Source organism: Occultella gossypii (assembly GCF_019947135.1).
In the GTDB taxonomy this organism is placed as follows: Bacteria; Actinomycetota; Actinomycetes; order Actinomycetales; family Beutenbergiaceae; genus Occultella; species Occultella gossypii.
The window spans coordinates 432,901-447,764 of the sequence record NZ_JAGSHT010000002.1 but is presented as its reverse complement, the minus strand read 5'-3'; the positions used below and the strand labels follow the sequence as shown (position 1 = coordinate 447,764).

Annotated in this window: 12 protein-coding genes; all 12 read left to right on the top strand. The window is 73.0% G+C overall.

The window, feature by feature from the left end; all coding sequences use genetic code 11:
* The first annotated feature begins 26 nt into the window (after nucleotides 1-26).
* The 12 genes from carA to KCQ71_RS03115 all read left to right on the top strand — a co-directional run bounded on the left by carA (nucleotide 27) and on the right by KCQ71_RS03115 (nucleotide 14,856).
* Nucleotides 27-1,259: a glutamine-hydrolyzing carbamoyl-phosphate synthase small subunit gene (carA, locus tag KCQ71_RS03170; RefSeq protein WP_223402733.1), complete on the top strand. Its 1,233-nt coding sequence runs from the start codon at nucleotides 27-29 to the stop codon at nucleotides 1,257-1,259.
* On the top strand, nucleotides 1,259-4,585 hold the full coding sequence (gene carB, locus KCQ71_RS03165; RefSeq protein ID WP_223402731.1) for a carbamoyl-phosphate synthase large subunit: 3,327 nt from the start codon (nucleotides 1,259-1,261) through the stop codon (nucleotides 4,583-4,585). Before carA ends, carB begins: the two co-directional genes overlap by 1 nt.
* Nucleotides 4,586-4,642: 57 nt before the next feature.
* Nucleotides 4,643-5,545, top strand: coding sequence for an orotidine-5'-phosphate decarboxylase (gene pyrF, locus KCQ71_RS03160; RefSeq protein WP_443683099.1), 903 nt, complete (start codon nucleotides 4,643-4,645; stop codon nucleotides 5,543-5,545).
* A gap of 104 nt (nucleotides 5,546-5,649) precedes the next feature.
* On the top strand, nucleotides 5,650-5,961 hold the full coding sequence (mihF, locus tag KCQ71_RS03155; protein ID WP_133108129.1) for an integration host factor, actinobacterial type: 312 nt from the start codon (nucleotides 5,650-5,652) through the stop codon (nucleotides 5,959-5,961).
* Entirely contained in the window at nucleotides 5,954-6,568 is a 615-nt protein-coding gene (gene gmk, locus KCQ71_RS03150) for a guanylate kinase (protein WP_223402723.1), read from the top strand. Before mihF ends, gmk begins: the two co-directional genes overlap by 8 nt.
* Nucleotides 6,569-6,614: 46 nt before the next feature.
* Nucleotides 6,615-6,878, top strand: a complete 264-nt coding sequence (gene rpoZ, locus KCQ71_RS03145; RefSeq protein ID WP_154794234.1) for a DNA-directed RNA polymerase subunit omega — start codon at nucleotides 6,615-6,617, stop codon at nucleotides 6,876-6,878.
* A gap of 8 nt (nucleotides 6,879-6,886) precedes the next feature.
* Nucleotides 6,887-8,125, top strand: a complete 1,239-nt coding sequence (gene coaBC, locus KCQ71_RS03140) for a bifunctional phosphopantothenoylcysteine decarboxylase/phosphopantothenate--cysteine ligase CoaBC (protein WP_223402721.1) — start codon at nucleotides 6,887-6,889, stop codon at nucleotides 8,123-8,125.
* 87 nt (nucleotides 8,126-8,212) lie between these two features.
* Nucleotides 8,213-9,412 carry a methionine adenosyltransferase gene (gene metK / locus KCQ71_RS03135; protein WP_249422511.1) on the top strand — a complete coding sequence of 400 codons (1,200 nt, stop codon included), beginning with the start codon at nucleotides 8,213-8,215 and terminating at the stop codon, nucleotides 9,410-9,412.
* 71 nt (nucleotides 9,413-9,483) lie between these two features.
* Nucleotides 9,484-11,634 carry a primosomal protein N' gene (locus KCQ71_RS03130; protein WP_223402718.1) on the top strand — a complete coding sequence of 717 codons (2,151 nt, stop codon included), beginning with the start codon at nucleotides 9,484-9,486 and terminating at the stop codon, nucleotides 11,632-11,634.
* Nucleotides 11,635-11,671: 37 nt separating this feature from the next.
* A complete protein-coding gene (locus KCQ71_RS03125; protein ID WP_223402716.1) occupies nucleotides 11,672-12,301 on the top strand; it encodes an HAD family hydrolase in 630 nt (209 codons plus the stop codon).
* 10 nt (nucleotides 12,302-12,311) lie between these two features.
* Nucleotides 12,312-13,262, top strand: coding sequence for a methionyl-tRNA formyltransferase (fmt, locus tag KCQ71_RS03120; protein ID WP_223402714.1), 951 nt, complete (start codon nucleotides 12,312-12,314; stop codon nucleotides 13,260-13,262).
* A complete protein-coding gene (locus KCQ71_RS03115) occupies nucleotides 13,255-14,856 on the top strand; it encodes an RsmB/NOP family class I SAM-dependent RNA methyltransferase (RefSeq protein WP_223402712.1) in 1,602 nt (533 codons plus the stop codon). Before fmt ends, KCQ71_RS03115 begins: the two co-directional genes overlap by 8 nt.
* The last annotated feature ends 8 nt before the right edge of the window (nucleotides 14,857-14,864 follow it).

Sequence of the window (14,864 nt, the reverse complement as noted above, 5' to 3'; positions counted from 1 at the left end):
AGCAAACGAACCCCGAGGTGAAACTTATGACGTCCAGCGAGAGCGCCGCGCAGACCGTCGGCCAGCGGGCGGCGGACACCGCCCTGCTCGTCCTCGAGGACGGCACCGTCATACGCGGGCGTGCCTACGGCGCGCGGGGCGTCACGTTCGGCGAGATCGTCTTCTCGACCGGGATGACCGGTTACCAGGAGACCCTCACCGACCCCTCCTACCACCGCCAGATCGTCGTCATGACGGCCCCGCACATCGGCAACACCGGCGTGAACGACGAGGACCCGGAGTCCCTGAAGATCTGGGTCGCCGGCTTCGTCGTGCGGGACCGGGCCCGCCGGGCGTCCAGCTGGCGCTCGCGCCGCGAGCTCGAGGACGAGCTGGCCGCCCAGGGCATCGTCTCGATCAGCGACGTGGACACCCGCGCCCTGACCCGTCGCCTGCGCGAGGAGGGCGTGATGCGCGCCGGGATCTTCTCCGGCGACGCGCTGCCGAGCCTGCCCGGGACCCACGGGGAGGCCGAGCTGCTCGCCCAGGTCCAGGCCAGCCCGCAGATGGCCGGTGCGGACCTCGCCCGCGAAGTGAGCACCCCTGAGCCCTATGTGGTGGAGCCCGCCGGCGAGTTCGCCGGCCGGGAGCCGCTCGCCACGGTCGTGGCCGTCGACCTGGGCATCAAGGCGATGACCCCGCAACGGCTGTCCGAGCGGGGCGTGCGGGTGCACGTGGTGCCCTCGCGCAGCACGATCGACGACCTCACCGCGCTGAACCCGGACGGGGTGTTCTTCTCGAACGGCCCCGGTGACCCCGAGGCCTCCGTGCACGAGGTGGCTCTGCTGCGTGAGGTCCTCGACGCCGGCCTTCCGTACTTCGGGATCTGCTTCGGCAACCAGATCCTCGGCCGGGCCCTCGGGTACGGCACCTACAAGCTCAGGTACGGCCATCGCGGTCTGAACCAGCCCGTCAAGGACGTCACCACCGGCAAGGTCGAGATCACCTCCCACAACCACGGGTTCGCCGTCGACGCGCCGATCGACGGCGAGTCGATCGCCCCGCACGACGGCGGCCGCTACGGGCGCGTGATCGTCTCCCACATCGGGCTGAACGACAACGTGGTGGAGGGCCTGCAGTGCCTCGACATCCCCGCGTTCTCCGTCCAGTACCACCCGGAGGCAGCGGCCGGGCCGCACGACGCCGCCTACCTGTTCGACCGGTTCGTCGACCTGATCACCGACGACGCCACCGCCAACACCCAGAAGGACGCCAACTGATGCCCCGTCGTTCCGATATCTCCAGCGTCCTCGTCATCGGGTCCGGCCCGATCGTCATCGGCCAGGCCGCCGAGTTCGACTACTCCGGCACCCAGGCCTGCCGGGTCCTGCGCGAGGAGGGACTGCGGGTCATCCTGGTGAACTCCAACCCGGCCACGATCATGACCGACCCCGAGTTCGCCGACGCCACCTACGTGGAGCCGATCACCCCCGAGGTGGTCGCGTCCATCATCGAGAAGGAACGCCCCGACGCCCTGCTGCCGACCCTGGGCGGGCAGACCGCGCTCAACACGGCCATCTCTCTGCACGAGGCCGGGGTGCTGGAACGGTTCGGCGTGGAGCTGATCGGCGCCAACATCGCCGCCATCAACGCGGCCGAGGACCGGCAGCTCTTCAAGGGCGTCGTCGAGCGGTGCGGCGCCGAGGTGGCCCGCTCCGCGATCGCGCACTCCATCGAGGACTGCCTCGCGGCCGTCGAGGACCTCGGCTACCCGGTCGTGGTGCGCCCCTCCTTCACCATGGGCGGGCTCGGCTCCGGGATCGCCTACGACGAGACCCAGCTGCGCCAGATCGCCGGCGCCGGGCTGCACTACTCGCCGACCACCGAGGTGCTCCTCGAGGAGTCCATCCTCGGCTGGAAGGAGTTCGAGCTCGAGCTGATGCGCGACCGTGCGGACAACGTGGTGGTCGTCTGCTCCATCGAGAACTTCGACCCGGTGGGCGTGCACACCGGCGACTCGATCACCGTGGCCCCGGCGCTCACGCTGACCGACCGCGAGTACCAGCGGCTGCGGGACATCTCGATCGCCGTCATCCGTGAGGTCGGCGTCGACACCGGCGGCTGCAACATCCAGTTCGCCGTCGAGCCGAGCACCGGGCGCATCGTCGTCATCGAGATGAACCCACGGGTCTCCCGGTCCAGCGCCCTGGCCTCGAAGGCCACCGGCTTCCCGATCGCGAAGATCGCGGCCCGCCTCGCAGTGGGGTACACCCTCGACGAGATCCCGAACGACATCACCGGGTCCACGCCGGCGTCGTTCGAACCGACCCTCGACTACGTCGTGGTCAAGGTTCCGCGGTTCGCGTTCGAGAAGTTCCCGGCCGCGGACCCCACCCTGACCACCACGATGAAGAGCGTGGGGGAGGCGATGGCGCTCGGCCGCAACTTCACCGAGGCGCTGCAGAAGGCGATGCGCTCGATCGACACCGACGACTCCTCGTTCACCTGGGCCGGCCCGGTGCCGGACGCCGAGGAGACCGGGCTGCTCCTGGAGTCGATCCGGGTCCCGACCGACCACCGGATCCTGGACCTGCAGCAGTCGATCCGCGGCGGTGCCACCCTCGAGGAGATCACCGCGGCCACCGGCATCGACCCGTGGTTCGTGGACCAGATCTTCCTGCTGGACGAGGTCGCCCGGGAGATCACCGACGCCCCGACCCTCCAGGCCGACGTTCTGGCCCGGGCGAAGCGGCACGGCTTCTCGGACGCCCAGATCGCGCAGATGCGTGGCCTGGGGGAGGCCACCGTCCGCGAGATGCGGCACGCCTATGGGCTGCGGCCCGTGTACAAGACCGTCGACACCTGCGCCGCCGAGTTCGCCGCCCAGACCCCGTACCACTACTCAAGCTACGACATGGAGACCGAGGTGGCCGCACGGGAGCGTCCCGCGGTGCTGATCCTCGGCTCCGGGCCGAACCGGATCGGGCAGGGGATCGAGTTCGACTACTCCTGTGTGCACGCTGCCCTGGCGCTCTCCGACACCTACGAGACCGTCATGATCAACTGCAACCCGGAGACCGTCTCCACCGACTACGACACCGCGGACCGGCTGTACTTCGAGCCACTCACGTTCGAGGACGTCCTCGAGGTCTACCTGGCCGAGCTCGCCGCCGGGCCGGTCGCCGGCGTCATCGTGCAGCTCGGCGGGCAGACCCCGCTCAAGCTCGCCGACGGCCTCGCCGCCGCCGGCTTGCCCATCTGGGGTACCCCGCCGTCAGCCATCGACGCGGCCGAGGACCGCGGCCAGTTCGGGCAGGTCCTGCTCAGGGCGGGGCTGCCGGCTCCCGCGTTCGGCACCGCGATCTCCCTGGCCCAGGCCACCGAGATCGCCGACCGGATCGGCTACCCGGTTCTCGTGCGGCCGTCCTACGTGCTCGGCGGACGCGGCATGGAGATCGTCTACGACGCCGACCAGCTCGTCGACTACGTGCGCCGCGCCACTGGCGCCGGCGACGCCGGGACGCTGCTGCCCGCACCGGTGCTCGTCGACCGGTTCCTCGACCAGGCGATCGAGATCGACGTGGACGCCCTCTACGACGGCACCGAGCTGTACCTGGGTGGCGTGATGGAACACATCGAGGAGGCCGGGATCCACTCCGGGGACTCCGCGTGCGTGCTGCCGCCGGTCACGCTCTCGGACTCGATGATCAACCGGATCCGCACGTCCACCGAGGCGATCGCCGAGGGCGTGGGGGTGCGCGGGCTGATCAACATCCAGTTCGCCCTCGCCGCGGACGTGCTGTACGTGCTCGAGGCGAACCCGCGGGCCTCCCGGACCGTGCCGTTCGTGGCGAAGGCCACCGGCGTGCCGTTGGCGAAGGCGGCTGCGCTGCTGATGAGCGGCCGCTCGATCGCGGACCTGCGGGCGATGGGTGTCCTCCCCGAGCAGGACGCCAGCCACACCGACCTCGACGCGCCGATCGCGGTGAAGGAGGCGGTGCTGCCGTTCAAGCGGTTCCGCACCGCGTCCGGTCAGGTCGTGGACACCGTGCTGGGGCCCGAGATGCGTTCGACGGGTGAGGTGATGGGCTACGACGTGGACTTCCCGCTCGCGTTCGCGAAGTCCCAGGCCGCGGCGTTCGGTGGTCTCCCCACCGAGGGCACCGTCTTCGTGTCCGTGGCGGACCGGGACAAGCGGTCGCTGACCATGGCGACCGGCCGGCTCATCGAGCTCGGGTTCCGGATCCTCGCCACGGCCGGCACCGCGAGCGTCCTGCGCCGCAACGGCCTGGCCGCCGAGGTGGTCCGCAAGGCCTCCGACGGGCCCGGACCGAACGGCGAGCCCACCATCATCGACCTGATCAACGCGGGGCAGGTGGACATGGTCATCAACACCCCGGGCAGCAAGGGTGCCCGCGCGGACGGCTACGACATCCGGACCGCGACCACGGCCGCGGACAAGGCCATCTCGACCACCACGCAGCAGTTCACGGCCGCCGTACAGGCGATCGAGGCGATCCGGCGCGGCCCGTTCGCCGTGCGGTCGCTGCAGGAGCACGACGCCGCCAGGGCGGACCGGGTCGAGGCCGCCGCGCGGCGCGGCTGACCGGGCCACATCGGAGGGCGACCGGCACAATAGCCACCAGGGAACGAGGGAGCGGACATGAGTGCGATGACGACATCGACCGCCGGCGCCGGCGAGGCGTTCGCCGGGGCCGGGTTCGGCACCCGGCTCAGCGAGGCGATGGCGGCCCGGGGTCCGCTGTGCGTCGGGATCGACCCGCACGTCGGTCTGCTGCAGCGGTGGGGTCTGCCCGACGACGCCCGCGGGGTCCGCGAGTTCTCGCTGCGGGTCGTCCAGGCCCTCGCCGGCCAGGTCGCCGCGGTGAAGCCGCAGTCCGCGTTCTTCGAACGCTACGGCAGCCCCGGCATGGCCGCCCTCGAGGAGACGATCGCGGCCTGCCGGGCCGCCGATCTGCTGTGCGTGGTGGACGCCAAGCGCGGAGACATCGGCTCCACGATGGACGGCTACGCCGACGCCTTCCTCGGCAAGGACTCCACACTGGCCGGGGACGCGGTCACGCTCTCGCCCTACCTGGGGTTCGAGACGCTGCGGCCCGCGATCGACGCCGCCTTGGCAACGGGCCGCGGGGTGTTCGTGCTCGCGCTGACGTCCAACCCGGAGGGTGCGCAGGTGCAGCACGCCCTGGCCGACGGCGTCCCGGTCGCCGCGCTGATCGCGCGGCAGGCGGCCGCGGCGAACGCCGCCGAGATCGAAGCGGGTGCCCCGCTCGGCAGCGTCGGGCTGGTCGTCGGGGCGACCGTCGGCTCCGCGGCCCGCGACCTCGGGGTGGACCTCGGCGCCGTGCGCGGCCCGCTGCTCGCGCCCGGCGTGGGCGCCCAGGGCGGCGGTGCGGCCCAGATCCGCGACGTGTTCGCCGACGCTCTGCGCGCGGTGCTGCCGTCGAGCTCCCGGGACGTCCTGCGGGCCGGGCCGGACGCCGGCGACCTGCTCGCGGCCGCGCAGGCGATCAACGCGGAACTGCGGCACGCCGTCGCCGGGTAGTGGGCATGCCCACGCCGCCCGCGATTGATCTGCGGCGTTCCCATCGCTAGGTTGCCTAGGAACCACTCCGCCGACCACCGCTTCGAGAGTTGAAGGTAATCACCGTGGCTCTTCCCCCATTGACACCGGAGCAGCGCGCCAACGCGCTCGCGAAGGCCGCAGCTGCCCGCGCCACCCGCGCCGAGGTGAAGAACCGGCTGAAGTACTCCGGTGGCAAGCTCTCCGAGGTGATCGCCGAGGGCGCCACCGATGACGCCGTGGGCAAGCTCAAGGTCCTCTCGCTGCTGGAGTCCCTGCCCGGCGTGGGCAAGATCACCGCGCGCGCCGTCATGACCGAGGTGGGCATCTCCGAGAGCCGCCGCGTGCGCGGACTCGGGCCGAACCAGATCGCCAAGCTGGTCGAGCGGTTTGGCTGAGCAGACCACCCCCGCTCGGCTCACGGTCCTGGCCGGCCCGACGGCCGTCGGCAAAGGCACCGTCTCCGCGGACCTGCGGGCCCGCTACCCGAACATCTGGCTGTCCGTCTCCGCCACGACGCGCCCGCCCCGCCCCGGCGAGATCGACGGCGTGCACTACCTGTTCCTGAAGCCGGAGGAGTTCGCGGCCATGGTCGCGGGTGGGGAGTTCCTCGAATGGGCCGTCGTGCACGGCCGCAACAGTTACGGCACCCCGCGCCAGCCGGTGGCCGAGCGGCTCGCCGCCGGGCAGCCGGCACTGCTGGAGATCGACCTGCAGGGCGCCCGGCAGGTGCGTCAGACCATGCCCGAGGCGCGGTTCGTGTTCCTGGCCCCACCGAGCTGGGAGGAACTGGTCCGCCGGCTCGAGGGCCGTGGCACCGAGGACGCCGAGGAACGCGAGCGACGGCTCGTCACCGCCCAGGTGGAACTGGCCGCGGCCGCGGAGTTCGACCACACGATCGTCAACGACGACGTACACCGGGCCACGGACGAACTCGTGTCCCTGATGGGCTGCGCGCCTCAGCCCGAACCGCGCCTCACGCACACCGACGACGCGAACCGCTAGACTAGAGCGTTCGAACACCCCCAAGCACATACGAGGTTCTCCCGACATGTCAGGAACCGTTGCCGCACCCGAGGGCATCACCGATCCGCCGATCGACGAACTCCTCGAGGCAGCCGACTCCAAGTACGCCCTGGTCATCTACGCCGCCAAGCGCGCGCGTCAGATCAACGCCTACTACGCACAGCTGAACGAAGGGCTGCTCGAGTACGTGGGCCCGCTCGTGGAGACCAAGCAGCAGGAGAAGCCCCTCTCCATCGCCATGCGCGAGATCAACGAGGGCCTCCTGACCGTCGAGCCGACCGAGGACTGAGCCCGAGCGTGCACGTCGTCCTCGGGGTCGGCGGGGGGATCGCCGCCTACAAGGCCGTCCTGCTGCTGCGCCTCCTGCGAGAGGCCGGGCACGACGTGCGCGTGATGCCCACGGACGCCGCGCTGGCGTTCGTGGGTGCGCCGACCTGGGAGGCCCTCAGCGGGCACCCGGTCACCACGAGCGTCTTCGACGGCGCCGATACGGTCGACCACGTCCGCTTCGGCCGCGCGGCCGAGCTGGTGATCATTGCCCCGGCGACGGCGGACCTGCTCGCCCGTGCCGCCGGCGGCCATGCCGACGACCTGCTCACCGCGACGCTGCTCACGGTGACCGCTCCGGTACTGATGGCCCCGGCCATGCACACCGAGATGTGGAATCACGCGGCCACCCGGGCGAACGTCGCGACGCTGCGCGAGCGCGGCGTGCACGTGCTCGACCCTGCCGACGGGCGCCTCACCGGTGCCGACTCCGGGCCCGGCCGGCTGCCGGAGCCCGAAGAGATCCTGCTCGCCGCGCTCGGCCTGGTGACCGGCGCGGCAGGCGACGCCACCTCGGTGGGCGAGGCGCCGCCGTCGGGACCGTTGACCGGGCGCCGCGTCGTGGTCAGTGCCGGCGGCACCCGCGAACCGCTGGACCCGGTCCGGTTCATCGGCAACCGGTCCTCCGGGCGCCAGGGCGCGGCGCTGGCAGCGGTCGCCGCCGCCCGCGGCGCCGACGTGGAGCTGGTCGCCGCGAACGTGGACGCGGCGCTACTGCCCGACGGCGTCCGGGTCACCGCCGTGGAGACGACCGCCGAGCTGTACGACGTGATGACCGACCGCGCGAGCACCGCCGACGTGCTCGTGATGGCGGCGGCCGTCGCCGACTTCCGGCCGGTCCAGGTGGCCGGGGCGAAGACGAAGAAGACCGCGGACGGATCGGTGGCGCCGATCGTGCTGACCGAGAACCCGGACATCCTCGCCACCCTCGCGGCCGGGCGACGCACGGGTCAGGTGATCGTCGGGTTCGGCGCCGAGACGGGCGACGCCGGCGGCAGCGTGCTGGACCACGGCCGGGCCAAGGCACGCCGCAAGGGCGCGGACCTGCTCGCCGTCAACCAGGTCGGCAATGGCCAGGGCTTCGGCGACGTGCCGAACCACGTGGTGGTGCTGGACGCGTCCGGCGCCGAGGTCACGACCGTCGAGGGCAGCAAGGACGACGTGGCCGCAGGACTCTGGGACGCCATCGCCGCCCTGATCACGGACTGAGCCGGATCTGCTCACGGATCGACTCGATCCGTCGGCGAAATCGCCCGCACGCGCCAGCCCTTTGCGGTTAGGCTCGCCCCCGTGACTATGCGCCTCTTCACCTCGGAATCCGTGACCGAGGGCCACCCCGACAAGGTCTGCGACCTGATCTCCGACTCGATCCTGGACGCGATGCTCGCCTCCGACCCGACGTCCCGGGTCGCGGTCGAGACCATGGTGACCACCGGTCTCGTGCATGTCGCGGGGGAGGTGACCACGGACAGCTACGTCGAGATCCCGCGGCTCGTGCGCGACGTCGTCAACGGGATCGGGTACACCTCCTCGGCCATCGGGTTCGACGGTGACTCGTGCGGCATCTCGATCTCGATCGGGCAGCAGTCCCCAGACATCGCCGCCGGCGTGGACAAGGCGCTCGAGGTCCGCACGGACGCCGCCGACGACGACCCGAACGACCTCCAGGGCGCGGGCGACCAGGGCCTGATGTTCGGTTATGCGACCGACGAGACCCCCGAGCTCATGCCGCTGCCGATCCTGCTGGCGCACCGGCTGTCCGCGCGCCTGACCCAGGTCCGCAAGGAGGGCATCGTGCCCGGCCTGCGGCCCGACGGGAAGACCCAGGTCACCGTCGCCTACGACGGGGACAAGCCGGTCGCCGTCGACACGGTGGTGTTGTCCACCCAGCACGAGGCGGACGTCCGGCTCGAGGACGAACTGACCCCGGCCATCCGCGAGCACGTCGTGGACCACGTGCTGCGCGAGTACCAGGAGAAGGTCGGCCTCGACATCTCCTCCTACGCCCTGTACGTCAACCCGACCGGAACGTTCGTGGTCGGCGGGCCGATGGGCGACGCCGGGCTGACCGGCCGGAAGATCATCGTCGACACCTACGGCGGCATGTCCCGCCATGGTGGCGGTGCGTTCAGCGGCAAGGACCCCTCGAAGGTGGACCGCTCGGCGTGCTACGCGATGCGTTGGGTCGCCAAGAACGTCGTGGCCGCCGGGCTCGCCCGCCGCTGCGAGGTCCAGGTCTCCTACGCCATCGGCCGGGCCCGCCCGATCGCCGTGTACGTCGAGACGTTCGGCACCGAGACCGTGCCGACCGCCCAGATCGCCGAGGCCATCACGTCGGTGTTCGACCTGCGCCCGCGAGCGATCATCGCCGATCTCGACCTGCTCCGGCCGATCTACGCGCTGACCTCCAACTACGGGCACTTCGGACGGGACCTGCCGGAGTTCACGTGGGAGCGCACCGACCGGGTCGACGCCCTCAAGGCCGCGGTGTCCTGACCGTTCGGCCGGCACCCGGTCCTGTGCACCGGGTTCGTGGGGTGTCGGCAGTTCATGATGGGATCGGTCCTGTGCCGGCACCCGAACAACCCAGCCTCCTCGACCCGGGGATCGTCGCGCCTGCACCCGTGTCCGCCCGGTTCGCCGCCGTCGCGCAGGTGCTCGTCGACATGCCGCTGCCGCACCTGGACCACACCTTCGACTACGGCATCCCGGACGCCCTCGACGAGGCCGCGCAACCGGGCGTGCGGGTCAAGGTGCGGTTCGCCGGCACCGACCGGGACGGGTACCTGATCGCCCGGACGTCCGGGACGAACCACATCGGCACCCTCGCACCTCTGCGCAAGGTGGTCTCGCCGCTGCCCGTGCTCACGCCGGCCGTCCACAAGCTGGCCCGCGCGGTGGCCCGGCACTATGCCGGGACCAGCACGGACGTGCTCCGCCTGGCCATCCCGCCACGGCACGCCACCGCGGAGAAGGCGGTGCTCGCGCAACCGGAGGCCGTTCCCGAGCTGCCGACGTCCGCGGCGCAGCTGCCGGCGCTCGCACCCGAGGAGCGCTCCGCCGTCGAGCAGGCACCGTTGCCCGACCCGACCGGCCCGGACGTCGTCCTCGGCCCCGACCGGCTCGCGCACTGGGCCGACTACCCGGGCGGCGCCGCCTTCCTACGCCGGATCGGTGCCGGCGACTCGCCCCGGGCCGCCTGGTGCGCGCTGCCGGGGCGCATCGAGCTCGGCGGCGCCGAGCACCCGCACTGGGCCGTCGCGATCGCCGTCGCCGTCCTCGCCACCCGCGCCGGCCGACGGGACGCCATCGTGAGCGTGCCCGACGCCCGCGACGTCGCAACGCTCGGGGCCGCCCTGGACGCCCTGGAGATCGAGCACGTGGTCCTGACCGCGGAGCAGGGTGCCTCGGCCCGCTACCGCCGGTTCGTGCGCGCCCTCACCGGGCGCACCCACGTGGTGATCGGGACCAGATCCGCCGCGTTCGCGCCCTTGCCGAACCTCGGCCTGGTGGTCTGCTGGGACGACGGGGACGACCTGCTCGCCGAGCCGCGCGCGCCGTACCCGCACACCCGCGAGGTCCTCGTGCAGCGGGCCGACCTGGCGGGCGCCGCCGCGCTCGTCGGCGGCTTCGCCCGCACCCCCGAGGCCCAGCTGCTGGTGGCCGACGGCTGGGCCCGCTCGCTGCAGGCAGACCGCGCCGTGGTCCGCGCCCGCGCGCCCCGGGTGATCGCCCCGGGGGAGGCGGACCTGGCCCGCGAGGGCGAGGGCGGCCGGGCCCGGATCCCGGCGCCGGCGATCACCCTGGCCCGCCGTGCGCTGGCCCACGGCCCGGTCCTGGTGCAGGTGCCCCGAGCCGGGTATCTGCCGGTGGTGGCGTGCGCCCGGTGCCGCACCCCCGCCCGGTGCAGCCACTGCCACGGTCCGCTCCGGCTCGACCGTGCGGACGCACCTCCGCAGTGCCGGTGGTGCGGCCGGCACGCCACCGCGTGGGCGTGCGGCGAGTGCGGCGCGACGGCGGTGCGCGCGATGCGCACCGGCGCCGGCCGTACCGCCGAGGAGCTCGGCCGGGCGTTCCCCGGGGTGCCGGTGACGGTGTCCGGACGCGACGGCGGAGTGCTGGACCGGGTGCCCGCCTCACCGCGGCTCGTGGTGGCCACGCCCGGCGCAGAACCGCCGGCGGACGGCGGCTACGCGGGCGCGCTGCTGCTGGACGCGGCCCTGATCACGAATCGGCCCGAGCTCTCGGCCGGAGTGGAGGCACTGCGCCGCTGGTTGCGTGCCGCGGCCCTGGTCCGGTCCTCCGGCGACGGGGGAGAGGTGATGATCCTCGGCCAGGGCGCCCCGGTGCCCGTGCAGGCACTGGTGCGCTGGGACCCCGTCGGGCACGCCGGACGCGAGCTGAGCGAGCGACAGGAGCTCTCGTTCCCGCCGCTGGTGCGGCTCGCCACCCTCACCGGCGGTTCGGGTGCGCTCGCCTCGATGATGCGGCACCTGCGCCTGCCGGCCGAGGCGGAGGTCCTCGGGCCGGTACCGGTCGAGGACACCGGCGGTCCGGACCCGAGCGCGGAGGAGGAGACGCTGCGTACCCTGGTGCGCATGGATCGCCGTGCCGGTGACGAGCTGAGCGTCGCGCTGACCCAGGCCCAGGCGATCCGCAGCGCCCGCAAGGAACCCGGCACGGTCCGGGTCCGTATCGATCCCGACCACTTGTGGTGACGTCCATCACCCACCGCCCAGGCCAGGAGGCACCCGCATGAGCACGATCGACCGGACCATCACCACCGTCGTGTTCGACCTCGGCAACGTATTGATCCGCTGGGACCCCGTGGCGGTCTTCGAGGGCCGCCTCAGCGCGGGCGAGGTCGCCGAGTTCATGGCAGCGGTCGACTTCCCGACCCTGAACCGGTCCCTGGACGCCGGCCGCACCTGGGCGCAGGCCCGGCCCGAGGTCGCCGACCGGGCCCCGGACCACGTCCACCACATGGACGCCTACCTGCGTGACTTCGAGCGCTCCCTGGTCGGTGAGGTCCCGGGCACGGCGCAGGTCGCACGGGACCTGATGGCCGCCGGTGTGCGGGTGCTCGGGCTGACGAACTGGTCCGCCGAGACGTTCGAGCACGCCCCAAGGGCTGCACCGGTGCTGACCGAGTTCGAGGACATCCTGGTCTCCGGCGCCGTCGGCCTGGCGAAGCCGGACCACGCGATCTTCGAGCTGCTGATCCGCACCACCGGGCTCGTGCCCGAGGAGACGGTGTTCATCGACGACTCGCCGGCCAACGTCGCCGCGGCCGCGGACCTGGGCTTCCACGCGCTGCTGTTCACCGACGCGCCGACCTTCCGCGCTGACCTGCTCGCGCTCGGGCTGGGCATCCCGGGCTCCTAGACTGCCCCGTATGCGTTTGCTGTTCGCGGGCACCCCCGCCGTCGCCCTGCCCACCCTGGCGGCCCTGCTGGACTCCAGTCACGACGTGGTGGGCGTCCTGACCCGGCCACCGGCCCCGGTCGGCCGCAAGCGCGTGATCACCCCGAGTCCCGTACACGCACTCGCGGCCGAACGCGGCGTCCCGGTCATCACCTCCTCGCGCCCGCACGACGCGGCCACGATGGCCGCCCTGACCGCGCTGGACATCGACTGCGCGCCCGTCGTCGCGTACGGCGCGCTGCTGCGCGAGCCGGCCCTGTCGCTGCCCCGGCACGGGTGGCTGAACCTGCACTTCTCCCTGCTGCCGGCCTGGCGCGGCGCCGCCCCGGTGCAGCACGCGATCATGGCCGGCGACGACATGACCGGTGCGAGCACGTTCCGCATCGAGGCCGGGCTGGACACCGGACCCGTCTACGGCACCCTCACCGAGCCGATCCGGCGACGGGACACCGCCGCGGATCTGCTCGGCCGGCTGGCCGAGGCCGGGCCTGCGCTGATGCTGGCCACGTTGGACGCGATCGAGGGCGGCACCGCCCGGCCGGTGCCCCAGTCCGCCGACGGGATCAGCCTCGCGCCCCGCCTGCACAGCGCGGACGCGCGCGTCGACTGGTCGCTGCCGGCGCTGGCCATCGACCGGCAGATCCGCGGCTGCACGCCCGCCCCCGGTGCCTGGACCACCCGTGACGGCGGCCGGTACAAGCTCGGGCCCGTGCTGCCGGTGGTCGAGGACGCCGGTCTGGCCCCGGGGCAGCTCGCGGACGTCGACGGCGCCGTGTTGGTCGGCACCGGCTCGGACGCGGTGCGGCTCGAGGCGATCGCCCCGCCCGGTCGTGGCTGGATGGCCGCCTCGGACTGGCTGCGTGGTGCGCGGCTGCCGGCGGACGCCACCTTCGACCGGACCGAGGTGGGCTCGGATGTCTGAGGGCGGCGGTGGGAACCAGGGCGGTGGCCGCGGCTCGGGCGGCGGGGACCGGGGCAGTGGTCACGGCTCCGGCGGTGGGCAGCGGGGCGGTGGTCACGGCTCGGGCGGCGGGCAGCGGGGTGGCCGCGGCTCCGGCGGGCCGGCGCAGGGCCGGGGCTCGCGCGACCGGGGCCATCGGCCGGATTCGCAGCGGACCTCTTCCCGACCTTCCGAGCGCTCCCGCGGCTCCGACCCGGCCCGCCGCGCCGCCTACGACGTCCTGCGGTCGGTCGCGGCCACGGACGCCTACGCGAACCTGGTGCTGCCCCCGGTCCTGACCGAGCGGCAGATCCGCGGCCGCGACGCCGCGTTCGCCACCGAACTCACCTACGGCACGCTCCGGATGCAGGGCCGCTACGACGCGATCATCGCCCACGCCTCCCGCCGCGACGTCACGAGCCTCGACGCCGAGGTCCTCGACGTGCTTCGCCTCGGAGCCCACCAGGTCCTCGGCATGCGGGTGCCCGGTCACGCGGCCGTCTCCGAGACGGTCGGCCTGGCGCGGTCCACGTGCGGCACCGGACCGTCCCAGCTCGTGAACGCCGTCCTCCGCCGCATCACCGAACGCTCTCTGGCGGAGTGGCTGGACCTGATCGGCGCCGACGCCGCGGACGAGACCGCCCGCCTCGCCGCGGTTCACTCGCACCCGGCCTGGGTGGTTCGGGCCATGCGCTCGGCACTCGCCCAGACCGGCGCCGGCGACAGCGACCTCGAGGCCCTGCTGGAGGCAGACAACGCCTCCCCGTCGGTGAATCTGGTGGTGCGCCCCGGTCTGGCCGAGCCCGAGGACGTGCCCGACGCGGACCCGGGCCGGTGGGCACCGACGGCACTGGTGCTCCGCGGCGGTGACCCCGGCGCGATCGGGGCCGTGCGCTCGGGGCGCATCGGCGTCCAGGACGAGGGCAGCCAGCTCGTCGCACTCGCAGCCGCAGCCGTGCCCGTGGAGGGCCCGGACCGCACCTGGCTGGACCTGTGCGCCGGACCGGGTGGGAAGGCCGCGCTCTCGGCCGCCCTGCTCGCACAGCGGGCCCCGGACGGGCTGTTCGTCGCCAACGAGGTCGCCGATCACCGGGCCAGGCTCGTCGAGCAGTCCATGACCGCGGTGCGGGGGCTGCTGCCCGGCATCGAGGTCCGCACCGGCGACGGGCGGGAGGTCGGCAACACCGAGCCCGGACGATACGACCGGGTCCTCGTCGACGTGCCGTGCACCGGACTCGGCGCCCTACGGCGACGACCCGAGTCGCGGTGGCGCCGGTCGCCGGCGGACCTGGCGACCCTCGGCCAGCTCCAACGGGAGCTGCTCACCTCCGCTCTCGCCGCCACCCGCCCAGGCGGGGTCGTCGCGTACGTCACCTGCTCGCCGCACCTGGCCGAGACCCGCTTCGTCGTCGAGGACGTGCTCAAGCGCCACGACGGTGCGACGCTCCTGGATGCCGTCGAGGTGCTCGCCGGCGTGAGCGCCGAGCCGCTCGGCGACCTGGACGGCCCCTACGTGCAGCTCTGGCCGCACCGACACGGCACGGACGCGATGTTCCTGGCACTGATCCGTAGCTGACGCTCCGC